This is a genomic window from Pseudomonas sp. PA15(2017) (genome assembly GCF_001945395.1).
In the GTDB taxonomy this organism is placed as follows: domain Bacteria; phylum Pseudomonadota; class Gammaproteobacteria; order Pseudomonadales; family Pseudomonadaceae; genus Aquipseudomonas.
In genome coordinates this window covers 118386-133422 of record NZ_MSXV01000056.1, presented here as the reverse complement: position 1 = coordinate 133422, position 15037 = coordinate 118386, and the positions used below count along the sequence as shown (strand labels likewise).

Annotated in this window: 18 protein-coding genes and 1 pseudogene; 6 read left to right on the top strand and 13 right to left on the bottom strand. The window is 64.4% G+C overall.

Annotated elements, in window-relative coordinates:
- The coding region (locus tag BVH03_RS25750; protein WP_143486032.1) for an integrase core domain-containing protein at nt 1-123 on the top strand (123 nt) is incomplete at its 5' end.
- Here BVH03_RS25750 and BVH03_RS21545 read toward each other — a convergent pair.
- Nucleotides 120-1145 (bottom strand): GlxA family transcriptional regulator, encoded by a 1026-nt coding sequence (locus tag BVH03_RS21545; protein WP_075963103.1) that lies wholly within the window; start codon nt 1143-1145, stop codon nt 120-122. The genes BVH03_RS25750 and BVH03_RS21545 overlap by 4 nt on opposite strands.
- Nucleotides 1146-1266: 121 nt before the next feature.
- Between BVH03_RS21545 and BVH03_RS26140 the strand changes: the two genes are divergently transcribed.
- Nucleotides 1267-1461, top strand: coding sequence for a hypothetical protein (locus BVH03_RS26140; protein WP_143486031.1), 195 nt, complete (start codon nt 1267-1269; stop codon nt 1459-1461).
- On the opposite strand, the gene BVH03_RS25745 is transcribed toward BVH03_RS26140, so the two are convergent.
- Nucleotides 1454-1783, bottom strand: coding sequence for an N-acetyltransferase (locus BVH03_RS25745; RefSeq protein WP_083640133.1), 330 nt, complete (start codon nt 1781-1783; stop codon nt 1454-1456). The genes BVH03_RS26140 and BVH03_RS25745 overlap by 8 nt on opposite strands.
- 282 nt (nt 1784-2065) lie before the next feature.
- Between BVH03_RS25745 and BVH03_RS21535 the strand changes: the two genes are divergently transcribed.
- Nucleotides 2066-2512, top strand: coding sequence for a GNAT family N-acetyltransferase (locus BVH03_RS21535; protein WP_075963102.1), 447 nt, complete (start codon nt 2066-2068; stop codon nt 2510-2512).
- A gap of 40 nt (nt 2513-2552) precedes the next feature.
- Here BVH03_RS21535 and BVH03_RS21530 read toward each other — a convergent pair whose 3' ends face one another.
- The 3 genes from BVH03_RS21530 to BVH03_RS21520 form a co-directional block, all read right to left on the bottom strand.
- Complete coding sequence (locus BVH03_RS21530; RefSeq protein ID WP_075963101.1) at nt 2553-2873, bottom strand: hypothetical protein; 321 nt, start codon at nt 2871-2873, stop codon at nt 2553-2555.
- 46 nt (nt 2874-2919) lie between these two features.
- Nucleotides 2920-3924: a TerC family protein gene (locus tag BVH03_RS21525; protein ID WP_075963100.1), complete on the bottom strand. Its 1005-nt coding sequence runs from the start codon at nt 3922-3924 to the stop codon at nt 2920-2922.
- A 207-nt stretch (nt 3925-4131) separates the two neighbouring features.
- Complete coding sequence (locus BVH03_RS21520; RefSeq protein ID WP_075963099.1) at nt 4132-5055, bottom strand: AraC family transcriptional regulator; 924 nt, start codon at nt 5053-5055, stop codon at nt 4132-4134.
- A 285-nt stretch (nt 5056-5340) separates the two neighbouring features.
- On the opposite strand from BVH03_RS21520, the gene BVH03_RS21515 reads away from it, so the two are divergent.
- Both BVH03_RS21515 and BVH03_RS21510 read left to right on the top strand, forming a co-directional pair.
- Nucleotides 5341-5850 carry a nuclear transport factor 2 family protein gene (locus BVH03_RS21515; protein WP_075963098.1) on the top strand — a complete coding sequence of 170 codons (510 nt, stop codon included), beginning with the start codon at nt 5341-5343 and terminating at the stop codon, nt 5848-5850.
- 125 nt (nt 5851-5975) lie between these two features.
- Nucleotides 5976-6202 (top strand): annotated as a pseudogene (locus BVH03_RS21510) (Atu4866 domain-containing protein).
- A gap of 40 nt (nt 6203-6242) precedes the next feature.
- Here BVH03_RS21510 and BVH03_RS21505 read toward each other — a convergent pair.
- From BVH03_RS21505 to BVH03_RS21475, 7 genes are all read right to left on the bottom strand, one after another.
- Nucleotides 6243-6725: an OsmC family protein gene (locus BVH03_RS21505; protein ID WP_075963097.1), complete on the bottom strand. Its 483-nt coding sequence runs from the start codon at nt 6723-6725 to the stop codon at nt 6243-6245.
- A 195-nt stretch (nt 6726-6920) separates the two neighbouring features.
- Entirely contained in the window at nt 6921-8213 is a 1293-nt protein-coding gene (locus BVH03_RS21500) for a sorbosone dehydrogenase family protein (protein ID WP_075963096.1), read from the bottom strand.
- Complete coding sequence (locus BVH03_RS21495; RefSeq protein ID WP_075963095.1) at nt 8210-8638, bottom strand: DUF2231 domain-containing protein; 429 nt, start codon at nt 8636-8638, stop codon at nt 8210-8212. Before BVH03_RS21495 ends, BVH03_RS21500 begins: the two co-directional genes overlap by 4 nt.
- A gap of 193 nt (nt 8639-8831) precedes the next feature.
- Nucleotides 8832-9848 (bottom strand): histone deacetylase family protein, encoded by a 1017-nt coding sequence (locus BVH03_RS21490; RefSeq protein WP_075963094.1) that lies wholly within the window; start codon nt 9846-9848, stop codon nt 8832-8834.
- A gap of 59 nt (nt 9849-9907) precedes the next feature.
- On the bottom strand, nt 9908-10861 hold the full coding sequence (locus tag BVH03_RS21485; protein WP_075963093.1) for a glyoxylate/hydroxypyruvate reductase A: 954 nt from the start codon (nt 10859-10861) through the stop codon (nt 9908-9910).
- Entirely contained in the window at nt 10845-11600 is a 756-nt protein-coding gene (locus BVH03_RS21480) for a class II aldolase/adducin family protein (protein WP_075963092.1), read from the bottom strand. The genes BVH03_RS21485 and BVH03_RS21480 overlap by 17 nt, the downstream gene beginning before the upstream one ends.
- A complete protein-coding gene (locus tag BVH03_RS21475; RefSeq protein ID WP_075963091.1) occupies nt 11597-12910 on the bottom strand; it encodes an MFS transporter in 1314 nt (437 codons plus the stop codon). Before BVH03_RS21475 ends, BVH03_RS21480 begins: the two co-directional genes overlap by 4 nt.
- Before the next feature lie 165 nt (nt 12911-13075).
- Between BVH03_RS21475 and BVH03_RS21470 the strand changes: the two genes are divergently transcribed.
- Nucleotides 13076-14041, top strand: coding sequence for a LysR family transcriptional regulator (locus tag BVH03_RS21470; RefSeq protein WP_075963090.1), 966 nt, complete (start codon nt 13076-13078; stop codon nt 14039-14041).
- 248 nt (nt 14042-14289) lie between these two features.
- On the opposite strand, the gene BVH03_RS21465 is transcribed toward BVH03_RS21470, so the two are convergent.
- A complete protein-coding gene (locus BVH03_RS21465) occupies nt 14290-14946 on the bottom strand; it encodes a hypothetical protein (protein WP_143486030.1) in 657 nt (218 codons plus the stop codon).
- Nucleotides 14947-15037 lie beyond the last annotated feature (91 nt).

Below are 15037 nucleotides of genomic sequence, written 5' to 3'. Positions count from 1 at the left end.
AGGCATTTGCCAGCCTGGCTGCACCACTACAACTGGCACAGGCCGCACAGCAGTCTCAACTACAAACCACCAATCAGTCGGGCTCCATTGCCACTGAACAACGTACTGGGTTTACACACCTAGCGCGTCGACTTCACGTTGCCGTGGCGAATTTCCCTGGACGGCGAGTTGCCGAAGTAGGCCGTGTAGCACTTGCTGAAATGGCTCGGCGAGACGAAGCCGCAGGCCACGCTGACATCCAGCACCGGCAGGTCCGAGTGCTGCAGCAGGCGGCGTCCTTCGGTGATGCGCAACTCCAGGTAATAGCGCGCCGGCGTGGTGCCGAGCTGCTGCTGGAAAAGCCGTTCGATCTGCCGCCGCGAGCGGCCCGAATAAGTGGCCAGCTGATCGGTGCTCAGCGGCTCCTCGATATTGGCGCTCATCAGGTTGATGACCGTGCGCAGCGGCTCGCTCATCTTCGCGTGCAGGGTCGGTTTGACCCGCTTGTAACGCGACTCCTCGAACGCCAGGATGCCAACGATGCCCTCGACCAGATCGTTGCCATGCAACGCGCCGATCCACTCCAGAATCATGTGGAACGCCCCGGTCGGGCTGGCCGCGGTCAATCGGTCGCGGTCGACCACGAAACTCTCCGCGGTCACCTGGCTGTGTCGGGCGATCTCCGCCAGGGCCGCGCGGTGCTCGGGGTGGATCGCGCAGCGGTAGCCATCGAGCAATCCAGCCTGGCCAATGAACCAGGCGCCGCTCCACAAACCGGCCAGCGCTACCTGCTTGTCGGCAGCCGCCCGTAGCAGTTGCCTGAGAGAGGGAATCGGCCGCAGCGGCGTGCGCAGGCCGGCGCAGATCACCAGCAGATCCAGCTCGGCGAGTTCCGTGCCGGTCAGCTCGGCATCCGGGCAGATGACGATGCCCAAGTCACTGGTTACCGCCTGGCCGTCGAGGCCGAAGGTGCGCGTGACGAACAGCCCGCGGTCGATCAGGTTGGCGGTGACCAGCACATCCAGCGCCTGGGTGAAGGCCGGCAGGGAGAAGTGCTCTTGCAGCAGAAAGCCCACGCGAGTCTGCCGGGAGGCATCCTTCTTCGCCGCCAGGAAACGCAGGTTCTGCCCCTGCAACGTCTCGCTGAAACTGCGTCTGTCCGCCATTGTGCGCCCTGCCTGCAAGCCCGATCTCGTGCAGCCGATTGTGGCAGTTGGCGCGGCACTTGGGGTGGTCATTTGCTTGTGAAGCGCTGCAGCGCTCTGACGGCCCGCGAGGATACTGCCGGTGAGCAGCCTCAACGTTCGCATCCTGGGGCAGTGCCTGACGCCGCTGATGCCCGCCTCGGCGCTGATGATAAGGAGTAGATCTGCGCGGCTAGACCACTGCAAGCCGGGTACCTACCGACCCTGGCAACCTGGCCGACATGGGCTGGCCGCTTACCATGAACTGGGCGAGATCATCGGCCAGGCAGTCACCTGAGCACTGGCGAACGATAGCGAATTTCCCGCAGGCTAGCCCCGCCGATCAAGCGGCTGCGCTCACTGCCAGGCTCAGGTGACCAAACTGCCTTGGCGTAAAAGTGCCTGGCTCGAGCATTTTCACTCAGCACCCAGAGCATGGCCTGGCGATAGCCTCGCTCGACCAGGCTCTGCAGACCTGCAACCCATAACGCGCGTCCAATACCGGTTCGCCAATAAGCCGATAAAACATAAAGAGCGACCACCTCACCTGTCATGCCAGCTATCACGTGATCGTCGCGAGTGGAGTCAACCGCCATGAAACCGATGACTTCGTTACTCATACAGGCGATCCGGACGTTTTCCGGCTACGACGTGATCAATGCCTCCCAGAATCTCTCGCGCCGACAATGCGAGGACTCCAGTGCTTGAAGATACCGACCAGGAAGTAATGCCGCATACGCCTGCTGCCAAGCCAGTATGTGGGCGTGTGCGATGGCAGACGCGTCAGCCGGTACAGCGCTGCGCACAATGAGCGAGTTCGATAACATTCCTCGAGTTTAGTCCAGACACCTGCCCGTGGCAGATGAGCAGCAAAAGCGCAAACACAAGAAGGAGCGCCAATCATGAGTGGGACGATCCGCCCCGCCAGCGTCGCGGATATCGATAGCCTCTTCGATATCCGTACCAGCGTCACCGACAACCACCTCTCACGCGAGCAGCTCGACGAGCTGGGTATCACTGCCGAGGCATTACAGCAGGCGATCGAAGCGGCGCCGTGCGGCTGGGTGGCGGAGCTGGGCGGCGTGCCGGTGGGCTTCGCCATGGTCGACTTTGACGCTGGCGAGCTGTTCGCGCTGTTCGTGCGCCCGCAGCACGAGGGCAAGGGCCTCGGCAAGCGGTTGCTGGAGGCCGCCGAGCAGGCGTTGTTCGCCCGGCATGCGCTCATCTACCTGATCACTGATGGTGATGAAGCAATTCGTGCCAATGGCTTTTATAGTCGTCAGGGTTGGTTGCAGGTTAGTGAGGTGGACGACCGGGATGTGCGCTACGAAAAGCGCCGTGATCGATAAGGGCCGTGGGGCCTCCCTTCCCCGTTGAACAAAATGCCGGTCAGGTCTCCACGCTTTCGTTGGGGAAGGTGCGCGGCTTTTCCTGCTCAGGCTGTTCCTGCTTTTCCCGCTGCTGCGGCTTTTCCTCGGTGCTTTCCTTCTCCGGTTTGCCGAGCATTTCGTTGGTGGATTTCTGTACCTCGTCGATCTGTTCGTTGAAGGCATTGACCGTATCGCTGACCGCTTCGCGGGCAATTTCCTGCACGGCCTGCTCGGCCTTTTCGGTGAATTTCTGCGCCGATTCCTCGGCCATGTCACAGCCGGCCAGGGTCAGGCCGATCACGGCGGTCAGCACCAGTGCGGAAAGTGGTGATGGGTTCATGGTGTATCTCCAGTGAAAAGCCCCGGCGCCGCCGGGGCGTCTGACGTCAGTGAGGGGTCTTTTCAGCGTCGAGGGCCGGCGGGTCGTTGCGGGTTTTCCACATCGACAGCAGCACGCCACCAAGCAGCAGGCCGAGCGTGACGCTCAGGGAGATCACCGGCGGAGTCTTGCCGATGATGCCGACCAGGAAGATCTTGCCGCCGATGAACACCAGCACCAGGGCCAGGGCGTACTTGAGGTAGGCGAAGCGGTGGATCATCGCCGCCAAGGCGAAGTACAGCGCGCGCAGGCCCAGGATCGCGAAGATGTTCGAGGTGTAGACGATGAACGGGTCCTGGGTGATGGCGAAGATCGCCGGCACGCTGTCGATGGCGAACACCAGGTCAGCACACTCGATCAGCACCAGGGCCAGGAACAGCGGCGTGGCCCAGCGCAGCATGTTGCCGTTGGCATCGGGCTGGCGCACGAAGAAGCGGCCTTCGTGCAGGCGGTCGGTGACACGCATGCGCTTGCGCACGAACTTGATCAGCTTGTTCTCGGACAGGTCCGGATGGTCGTCGACCTTGCTGAACAGCATCTTCACGCCGGTCAGCAGCAGGAAGGCACCAAAAACGTAGAGAATCCAGCTGAACTCGGAAATCAATGCAGCGCCAAGACCGATCATGATCGCGCGCAACACGATGACGCCGAGGATGCCCCAGAACAGCACCTCGTGCTGGTACTTACGCGGGATGGCCAGGAAGCTGAAGATCATCGCCATCAGGAACACGTTGTCCATGGACAGCGACTTCTCGATCAGGAAGCCGGTATAGAAATCCATACCGGAGGCGGCGCCTTTCATGTGCCAGACCCACAGGCCGAACAGCAAGCCCGCGGTGATGTAGCCGCCGGACAGCAGCAGGCTTTCCTTGACGCCGATTTCGCGGTGCTCACGGTGAAGCACCCCGAGGTCGAAGACCAGCAGGCTGATGACGATGGTGATGAAGATCAGCCACAACCAGGTGGCGGTGCCGAGAAACTCGGCGGTGAGGAACGGTACTAGGGTGCTCATGAGCCCCTCCTAAGTCAGAGTTGTACAAACTGCAACTCCGACATGGCAGCTGGTTAGCTGTCAGAGGGGCCCGGCGTCGCAGCGCCAATCTAGCAGGCGCTGCGCGCTTCTCAAGTGCCGACTCGTTGCAAATTATAACGAGCAGAAAAGCCGATAAATCACGCTTAAATTCGTAAAAAGTTCCCGTACTGCCGCTAAAAATTTATCTCACGCCTGAGCCGCGAGCGCTTCCGAGCGCTGGACCGGTGCCCAGGCACTGCCACGCAATCGGCTGGCATCCCTGGCCGGAGGCAGGCCGAACAAACGCACGTAATCGCGGCTGAACTGCGAGGGGCTTTCGTAACCGACACGGTAACCGGCGCCTGCCGCATCGAGCGCCTCTGCGACCATCAGGCGGCGGGCTTCCTGCAGGCGCAGGTGGGTGCGAAATTCCAGCGGGCTCATCGCCGTGACGGCCTTGAAGTGGGCATGGAAGGTCGAGCGGCTCATGCCGGCGATATCGGCCATGTCGTCGATCCGACAGGCTTCGGCGTAATGGCTGCGCAGCCAGACGATGGCCTTGGCGATCTGGTTCAGGCGGCTGTCGGCCTTGACCATCTGCCGCACCATGGCGCCGCCCTTGCCGATCAGCAGCCGGTAGAGAATCTCGCGCACGGTCAGCGGCGCCAGCTCGCCGATGTCGCTTGGCGCATCAAGCAGGCCGGCAAGCCGGGCGGCGGCGTCGAGCAGCTCCGGCGTGGTCTCGCCGAGCTGGATGCCGGCAGCGGGTACACCGCCCAGGTCATCTGCCGGGTAGCGCAAGGCCAGATCGCTGAGCACCGTCATGTCCAGGTCGACCACCAGGCACAGGTAGGGCTGCTCCTCGCTCGCCTCGATCACCGAGCCCATTACCGGCACGTCCACGGAGGCGATCAGGTAATTGGCCGCGTCGTAGACATAGGTCGTGGCGCCGGCCGTCACTCGCTTGCGCCCCTGGACGATCAGGCAAAGGGTCGGTTCGTAGACCACCGGCATCGGCACGGTCGGCGTGCAGGAGCGCACCAGGCTGACGCCGGCGATCGCCGTCGGACGAATGCCGTCACCCGGCGTATGGCGAGCGATGATCTCTACCAGCTTGTGCAATGAATCCATGGCATCTCCTTTGATAACCAGGGTATTACAAGGTTTTTCAAGCGGATGATCAGGTAAGTATCCGCGACGATCCAGCTACGAGATCGGCCCGGCGCAGCGGCAGACTCGTCACCACAGATCGGCACTCGAGTCTGCGGCACTTGCTTGTGCCTGCGCCGCGCAGCGTTTCCAGCTCAGACGATCAGGCAGGCGAACCGCCTGCAGGTTCCACTAAATCGATGGCCCTCGCCAGCATAGGCCAGGGGCACCGATCAGGCAGATCAACCAGAAACGAGGAGTCCAACCATGCGTATCGAATCCCTGCGTAATGTCCGTGCCGCGGCCCTGTGTGGAGCCCTGCTGCTCGGCGCCCTGGCACCAGGTATGGCCCATGCCGACGCCGATGTGGAAACCCGCAACAAGCAGGCCGTCAGCCAAGCGTTCGATCGCTGGGCAGCCGGTGGCAACAGCTTCTTTCGCGACATCCTGACGCCTGATGTGCTGTGGACCATCAAGGGTTCGGGCCCCAGCGCCGGTGTGTATCGCGGTGTCGACGCCTTCGTGGCCGAGGCGGTACAGCCGTTCGCAGCACGCCTGTCCGAGCCGGTGCGGCCGGTGAGCAAGCAGGTATGGGCCGATGGCGAGCACGTGATCATCCAGTGGGACGGCACCGGCATGGCCCGCGATGGCCAGCCCTATCGCAACAGCTATGCGTGGATCTTCCGCATGCGCGACGGCAAGGCCTATGAGGTGTCGGCGTACCTCGACCTGCCAGCCTACGACGATGTGCTGCAACGCATCCCCGATCCGGCGTGACGGCCATGAATTGCCGAGCTACCTGCCTGCGCGCCCTGCTAATGGGCGCGCTTCTGGCGGCACCCGCTGCGGTGCTTGCTACCTCATCCACCACGGCGGCCACGTCGCCCAACCAGGAGCACGCCATGGCCAACCATCCCTACGTCGGCATGTGGGTCACCGACGACGGTCAGATCCGCCACGAGCTGCTGCCCAACAACCGCTATGACGAAGCTCGCGGCAGCCGGGAAAGTGCCTACCAGGGTCGTTATGAAATCACCGGCACTGGGACGACACCGGTTTCACCGCCGATGGCGAGTTCGTCGACCACAACACGCTGCACCACGGCGGCATGATCTTGCGCCGCCGCTAGCCGAATGCAGGCCGCCTCCCATTGGGCGGCCTACCTGTTTTCAGTTGGCGCTATCGATCAGCAGTTCGGGCTCGTGGCTGACCGGGAAATTCATCGAGCGGGCGATGAAGCACATTTCGTGGGCCTGGTGATGCAGCGCACGGGCCTTTTCCAGATCGGTGCCGGCGGCCAACGTCACCCTGGGCCGCAGCACCACCGAGGTGAACTGCCCGGCGCCGTCGGCCTGTTCGAGCATCGAGCCCTGGGCATTGTCCTCATAGGCGGTCACCACGATGCCGGCACCGGCGCACAGGCCCAGATACCACAGCTTGTGGCAGGCAGATAGCGAAGCGACGAGCAGATCCTCGGGGTTCCAGCGCGCCGGGTCACCGCGAAAGCTCGGGTCGGACGAGCCGGCGATGGTGGCCTTGCCAGCAGCCTCGATGCTGTGGGCACGGCTGTAACCGCGATAGGAGGAGGTGCCGCTGCCCTCGTTGCCGGTCCAGGTCACGCGCACGTCATAGTGGTGCTGCTTGTCTGCCATCTGCTTCTCCTGAAAATGGATGACTGATCCAGGCAGGCGAGCGTAGCGCATAAACGCCTCGGCGGTAGCGATTGTGGGGTGATCGGGGAATGTGGCAGAACGACCGAGCACTGACATTGCATCAGCGCAGTACAGCTCATCGGCTGCTGTAAACGGCTGAATCTCGAGGCGGCTAGCCGCCCCGAGACCGCAGGCTCACGGGTTGCGCGTTACACGCCAGATGGTGTTGGACAGATCATCGGCGATGATCAGCGCGCCTTTCGGGTCGACCGTCACGCCCACCGGGCGGCCACGGGTCTTGCCATCCTCGCCACGGAAGCCAGTGGCGAAGTCGATGGGTTCGCCAGCCGGACGGCCGTCGGCGAACGGCACGAAGATCACCTTGTAGCCCACCGGGTTGTCGCGGTTCCAGCTGCCGTGCTCACCGACGAACACGCCGTTGGCGAACTGCTCGCCCATTTCCGGGATGGAGAAGTCGACGCCCAGCGCCGCCACGTGGGAGCCGAGGGCGTAGTCCGGCTTGATGGTGATGTCGACCATTTCCGGCTTGTGCGGCTGCACGCGGGTGTCGGCATTCGGGCCCCAGTAGGCGTAAGGCCAGCCGTAGAACTTGCCCTCCTGCACCGAGGTCAGGTAATCCGGCACCAGGTCCGGGCCCAGCTCGTCACGCTCGTTGACCACTGCCCACAACTGGCCGGTTTCCGGCTGGATGGTCAGCGCGGTCGGGTTGCGCAAACCGGTCGCGTAGGGCTTGTGCATGCCGTTCTCGGCGTCGATCTGCCAGACCAGCGCACGGTCGGCCTCGACCTCCATGCCGCGCTCGCCGATATTGCTGTTCGAGCCGATGCCGACATACAGGTAGCGACCATCAGGGCTGATGGTCATCGCCTTGGTCCAGTGGTGGTTGATCTCTTTCGGCAGGTCGGTGACCTTGGTCGGCTCAGCGCCGGCCTGGGTCTGACCGTCCTGGTAGTCGAAGCGCACCACGGCGTCCTGATTGGCCACGTACAGCTTGCCCTCGTGGAAGGCCAGGCCGTAGGGCGCATTGAGGTTCTCAGCGAATACCGTCTGGGTTTCGTAGGTGCCGTCACCGTCGGCATCGCGCAACAGGGTCAGGCGGTTACCGCCTTTGACCTTGGTATTGCCCTGGGCCTTGATGTAACTGGCAATCACGTCCTTGGGCTTGAGCTTGGCCGCATTGCCGCCACGGCCTTCGGCCACCAGGATGTCGCCGTTGGGCAGCACCAGGGTCTGGCGCGGAATCTTCAGGTCGGTGGCAATCGCCGTGATGCTGAAGCCATCCGGCACGTCGGGCTTGCGGTCGCCCCACTCCGCCGGCTCGGCGATCTTCATGCTCGGCAGCAGGCCGCGTTGCGGCTCGGGCAGTTTCGGATTGGGGCCGCGTTCGATGGTGGTGTCCGCTTCGCCGCCGCAGGCGCCGAGCAGCAGCGCCATGCTCAGGGTGGTCAGTGTGCCGAGAGTTCTCATCGCTCATCTCCCGAACGCAGGTTGCTCAGGCCCAGCCACGCGGTGATCACCGCCAGCACGGCAACGATGGCCGACAGCACCAGCCCGGTGGGCATCACTGCCCAGGCGTCCTTGGCGTGCTCGAAGGCGTTGATCAACCCGATTACCCAGGTGACCAGCAGCAGCAGGAAATACAGCACCGGGCGGCCGGCCTTGTGCTGCGCGCCGATCAGGTTGCCCAGGGCGAACAGCAGCGCCAGGCCGGCGAACAGCAAGCCGCCAGCAATCAGCCAGGCCGCGAAGTTGGCCCACTGGATCTGGAAGCTGTTGTAGTAGGCGATATCGCTCAGCAGCGCGCCGAGAAACAGCGGAACGGTGCCGGCCAGCAGCATCGCGTGCAGCGGCCCTGGCCTGTATCGGTAGTCGGGGTGGGTGGTTACGGTCACGGTGGCTCCTTATCGTTCAGCGATCCCGGGGCTGAAAGCCGGTGCACCTGCACCGGCCCGTCTGGCTCGCGCTGACAGCGCATAGGGGAAGATTGCATTGCCGGAACGTTAGTTCACCTCCATTTGACGGCGGAAATATCTTGAAAGATCCAGCCTGAGCCGGGCCGGCTCATGCTGGCTGACATCCGCCTGCTCAGCCAAGCAACCCTTTGAAGAACCGCGAGGCGTTTTCGTCGAGGGTGGCGATGTCGTATCCACCCTCCTGCACCACCACGCACGGCAGGCCAAGGGCGCGGATGCGCCGGCCCAGTTCCTCGAAACCGGCGTGGCTGACCGCGACCTTGGACTGCGGGTCGTTCTCGTAGATATCGAAGCCCAGCGACAGCACCAGCACCTGCGGCGCGAAGGCGCTGATCGCCTGTTCGGCCTGGCCCAGGCAGGTGAAGAAGTCCGCCTCGGAGGCGCCATGGGCCATCGGCAGGTTGAGGTTGCAACCCAGACCGGCCCCTGCGCCCTGCTCGTCGTCGAAGCCGGCCACTACCGGGTAGAAGTTGGTCGGGTCGCCATGGATGGAGACGTACTGCACGTCATCGCGCTCGTAGAAGATCTCCTGGATGCCCTGGCCGTGATGCATGTCGGTGTCGAGGATGGTGACCCGCTCGCAACTGGCACGCAGCACCTGGGCAGCGATGGCGGCGTTGTTGAGAAAGCAGAAGCCGCCAGCCGCCTCGGCCCGCGCATGGTGGCCCGGCGGACGGCACAACGCGTAGGCCTGGGGCTCGCCATCACGTACCGCCAGGGCGGCGGCGACGGCGGCCTGGGCCGACCAGTAGGCGGCCGTCCAGGTGTGCTCGCCGATCGGGCAACTGCCGTCGGCCAGGTAGCGCGCGGTCTTGCCGAGGATGCCGCGCAACGGGTTGTTCTCACGGATGAAGATGTTCGACATCACCTCGTCACCCCAGTCCTCGTCGACCTCGTGCCACTGGGCGTAGGCACTTTGCAGGTAGTCCAGATAGGCGTCGCTGTGCACCGCACGCAGCGGCGCGAGGCCGTGATCCGCCGGCTCGATGATCGCGAAGCCGAGCTGGCGGGCCATGGCCAGCAACGGGTCGATACGGGCCGGAATTTCCTGGGGCTCGCGCATCTGGCCGCGGGACAGGTAGCTGCGCGGATGATGCAGGCGTTGCTGAGGGTGAAAAAAGGTTTTCATGGCGATTGTCCGTAGTCGTGACAGAGGGGGCGCGCACCCTGGCGGCGCCCGTCGGCGATTCAGTAACCCAGCGCGGGATCGACCTGATGGTTCAACGGCAGGCCGGCGTGCAGGCGCTGCAGGTTGTCGGCGATCTGCCGGGCGATGCAGGCGTCGGACGCCGCCGAGGCCATGTGCGGCGTGACCCATACCCCAGGCGTCTGCCAGAGTGGCGAGTCGCGGTGCAGCGGCTCGCTGGCGAACACGTCCAGCAGGGCGCCGCGCAGTTGACCGCTGGCCAGCGCCTCGAGCAGATCGGCCTCCACCAGGTGTTCGCCGCGGCCGCAGTTGATCAGCGCCGCGCCCTCGGCCATATGCCCGAACAGTTGATGGTCGAGCAGGCCCCGCGTGGTGGCGGTCAGCGGCAGCAGGTTGACCAGCAGGTCCAGGCCATCGAGAAAGCCGGGCAACGCGTCGGCGCCGGCAAAGGTGGCGATGCCCCTCAGCTCCCGCGACGTACGCGCCCAGCCGCGCACCCCATAGCCGGCCTGGGCCAGCCGCGCGGCCACCGGTGTGCCGATGGCGCCCAGGCCCATCACGCCGACCTGGTAATCGCGCGCCGCACGCTGCACCGGCCGCAGCCATTGCCGGCTCGCGCGCCCCTCGATCACCTGGTCGAAACCGCGATGAAAATGCAGCACGCCCCAGTGCACGTATTCGGCCATGCCCTGTGAATGATCGGGGTCGACCACCCGGCACACGGGAAGCCCGGAAGGCCTGGAGCGGTCATGTTCCAGATGGTCGACACCCGAACCGATCGAGTGGATCAGCCGCAACGCCGGCAAGCGGCCCAGGCTGCCCTCGGCGGGGTACCAGCAGGCCGCTACCTGGGCCAGCTCGGCGTCAGGGTCATCGGGGCGCAGCACCCTGAGTTCGGGGGCATGGCGGGCGAACAGCTCGGCGAGCCAGTCTTCGAGCGGCCGCTCACGGCACAGCAGCACCACACTGGGCAGGGTTTCAGCGGCACCAGTCATCGCGCTGCTCCTCGATCAGACTGAGGGCGGCCTGCCAGGCCAGGTCGATGATGCCGTCGATACCATCACGGGCGAACTGCGCGGCGGTGTGCCGACAGACGTCTTCGCTGGGAACGTGCAACGCCACCCCCGCCGCCATCGCCTGGATCTGCGCCTGGCAGGCGCGCTCCAGGAAATAGATCTCGTGAAAGGCGTGGGCCACGCTCAGCCCGCCGGCCAGCAGGCCATGGTTACGCAGGATCATCGCCTTGTGGTTGCCCAGATCGGCCACCAGGCGCACGCGCTCTTCCAGCGACAGGGCGATGCCTTCGTAGGTGTGATACGCCAGGTTGCCGTAGAACTTCAGCGCATGCTGGGTCAGCGGCAGCAAGCCGTCACGCTGGGCGGCCACGGCCATGCCGGCAGCGGTGTGGGTGTGCACGATGCAGTGCATGTCCGGGCGGGCTTCGTGAATCGCCGAATGGATGACGAAGCCGGCAGCGTTGACCCGCCGCTCGCCGCCGAGGCGATCCACCACATTGCCGTGCAGGTCGATCAGCACCAGGTCGCTGGCGCGCATCTTCTCGAACGCCACGCCATAGCGGTTGATCAGGAAGTGATGCGCCGGCCCCGGTACCCGCAGGGTAATGTGGGTGTCGATCAGATCGGTCATGCGGTAGTAGGCGACCAGCCGGTACAGGGCGGCCAGTTCGCAGCGCGCCTGCCATTCGGCATCGCTGATGATCTCGGGCTTGCTCATGGGGTCACGACCTCCGGGTTGGACAGGCTGGGGTTGCGGCGCTCCTCGGCGCGCAGGCGCGACAGGCCGATCACGCCGACCAGCGACATCAGGGCGAGCACGCTGAAGAACAGCGCCAGCGGCATCCACTGCCCGGCGAACTGCCCGGCCAGGTAGGTGCCGATCAGCGGCGTGAGGCCGCCGGTCAGGCCGCTGCCCAGTTGATAGGCGATGGAAATGCCCGAGTAGCGTACCTGGGCGGCAAAGGCCTCGGCCATGTAGCCGGCGATCGCCGAATACAGCGCCGCCAGCAGCAACACGGCCAGGGCGATACCGGCGGTCATGTAGATCAGGTTGCCGGTCTGCACGAGCAGGAACATCGGGTACGGCACCAGCATGCACAGCGCCGCTACCCACTTCAGGAAGCGCCCTTCACCGTAGCGTTCGGCCAGCAGTGCCGAACACGGCTGGGAGAGGAACTGCAGAATGGTGACCAGGAACAGGCAGTCGAGAATGGTCGACTTGGCGATGCCCTGGTACTGGGTCACGTAAGTGATCATGAAGGTGTTGGTGAAGAAGAAGCCACCCGAACCGATGGTCACCGCCGCCGCGGCGAACAGGATCTGCCGCCAGTTGTGGCGTAGCACGTCCTTCACCGGGCTCCTGGACGTCTGCTTCTGCGCCTTGACCTTAGCGAACTCCGGCGACTCGGGCACGCCGAAGCGAATCGCCAGGCCCACCAGCATCAGCACGCCGCTGAGCAGGAACGGCACGCGCCAGCCCCAGGTCATCAGCGCCTCCTGATCCATCTCGCTGATGGCGCGAAAGGCGATCAGCGCCAGCAACAGGCCAGCCGGGCTGCCCAGCTGAGCGAAGGAGGCGAAGAACACCTTGCGGCCCTTGGGCGCGTGTTCGCTGGCCATCAGCACCGCCCCGCCCCACTCGCCGCCGACCGAAATGCCCTGCAGGAAACGCAGCACCACCAGACCGATCGGCCCCCAGATGCCAGCCTGGGCATAGGTCGGCAGCAGGCCGATGCAGGTGGTTGCCACGCCCATCAGCACCATGGTGAACAACAGCATCTTCTTGCGCCCCAGGCGATCACCCAGGTGGCCGAACACCACGCCGGCAAATGGCCGGGCGATGAAGCCGACGGCGAAGGTGGCGAACGCCGCCATGGTACTCAGCATCGCGTTATCGCTGGGAAAGAACAGCTGCCCGAGCACCAGTGCGGCGGCGAAGGCGTAGATGTAGAAATCGTAGAATTCGATGGTGGTGCCGATGAAGGCGGCCGCCGCGGCACGACGCGGCGTGGAGGTTGGGGTGGTCATCGCAGGCTCCCGGATTCGTTTTTATAGGCAGGAGAGAAAGCACATCCCCGGTGGGGATCGGTCGCACTCTGGCGGTGCATTGTCAGATCATGCCCCCGACCCTATGCTAAGCAAAGCTTCTAATTTCAATACTCAAGTATAAGTAAAACGGATACTAAAACACCTATGAATGCCGGCTACCGCCACGCCGAAGCACGCCGTTTTCTCAACGACCGGCTGGACTGGAACCTGCTGCGCACCTTTCTGGTGATCGGCCAGGAAGGCAGCATCAGCCGCGCCGCTGCGCGCCTGCACCTGAGCCAGCCGGCGGTGAGCCAGGCGCTCAAGCGCCTCGAGGAGCAACTGGAAAGCGCTCTGGTGATCCGCAGCGGGCCGCGCATCACGCTGTCCAAGGCAGGCGAGGAAGTCATGCAGATCGCCGCCGAGCTGTACGGCACGGTGTCGCGCCTGGGCCCGGCACTCGACGCGCCGGAAGAAACCGTCGCCGGCAAGATCCGCATCCTGATGATCAGCCGCATCGAGTCGCGCTTCTACGACGACTTCCTGGCCAACTTTCATGTCGACTACCCACGGGTGGAGTTCGAGTTCGACGTGCTGCGCAGCTCCGACGTGGTCAGCGCCCTGCTGCAGAAAACCGCCTCGTTCGGGCTGAGCCTGTGCCGCACACCACAGCCGCGGCTGGAGCAACGGGTGATGCTCAAGCAGCGTTACGCGTTCTTCTGCGGCAAGCGTCACGCCCTGTTCGGCCGCAACGACCTGAAGCTGGCGGACCTGAAAAGCGAGAATTTCGTGAGTTTCACCAGCGACCAGATTGGCGGCAACCTGTCGCCGCTGACCATCTTTCGCGACCAGCAGGGCTTCACCGGGCGCATCGTCGCCTCTTCGTCGAGCCTCGACGAGATTCGTCGCCTGGTCGCCGCCGGCTACGGCATCGGCTGCCTGCCCGAACATATCGTCGCCAAGGACGTGCAGGCCGGCGAGGTGTGGCGCCTGCCACCGGCGGAGGGGGTGATCGACGTGAACGTCTACCTGCTATGGAACCGCGACCAGAAACGCACCCATGCCGAGGCGGTGTTTCTGGAGCGCTTCGAGCAGGCGCTGCTGGCCACCGACCTGCGCAACAGGTTCTGAAGGCCTGTTGATGATCCTTCAGCCCAGGCTCGGCGATTTTGGCAATGAAGTGACGCAAGGGCCATCGGCCCAGTACCTGTGGGAGCGGCCCATGCCCGCGATTTTTCGCGGGCATGGGCTGGGCGTCCCCACCCGTTCCCACAGTGGATCGGCGCACGGCTGCTATTGCCTTGTACCTACCGTTTCCGGCACATAAGGATCGTGAACAGGTTCTGAGCCGGGCGGCACCAGGGCCGCCCGCCCGCAACTCAGTCCGCCGACGGCTCACCGTAGCGCCAGCGAATGAAGTTGTGCAGCGCCAGCAGGCCGCAGATGATCACGAATGGAATCAGCAGCACGCCGGCGATGATCGAGCCCCACCAGGCCACGCCGCTCTGCCAGGTCTGGCCCTTGCCGGCCGCCACGAAGACCAGGCGGGTATCCACTTCGCCAAAACGTGCATCCGGGTTCAGCACCTGCACCTGCAAGCGGTAGTCACCGGGCTGCATGGCAATGCGTGCCACGGCGCGGGTGATCTGGTCGCTGCCGTAGCTGGTCAACTCGGCGCCCAGCGAACCCTGCCCTTCGGACAGCAACTCGCCGCCTGGGGTGAGCAGCTTCCAGGCCAGGGTCAGCGGTGCGGGCGGGTACTCGACCCACTGCTCGTTCTCCCAGATCGGCCCGCCGGACAGCTTGCGCACCGTGAACAGCGGCAGCTCGGCGGTGGAGAACACCACGGCCAGGGTGTCGAATTCCAGGGTACGGGTCTCTACCGGCAGCTCGACGGTTTCGCCCTGGTCGAGGCGCACCGGGGCGTCCAGCGGCAACGTGGTCGCCCAGACGAAGAACAGCCGGAACACGACGACCAGCACCAACAGACTCAGGCCCAATCCGCCCCAGAGAAGCGCTTTACTCTTGTGACTCAATGCTCGACTCCTACCGACCGCAGCGAAAACAGAAGCGCAAGGCTACTCGATAAGCCCGTGTGGATTCACCTGCGCCAATGCGTCGCACCCC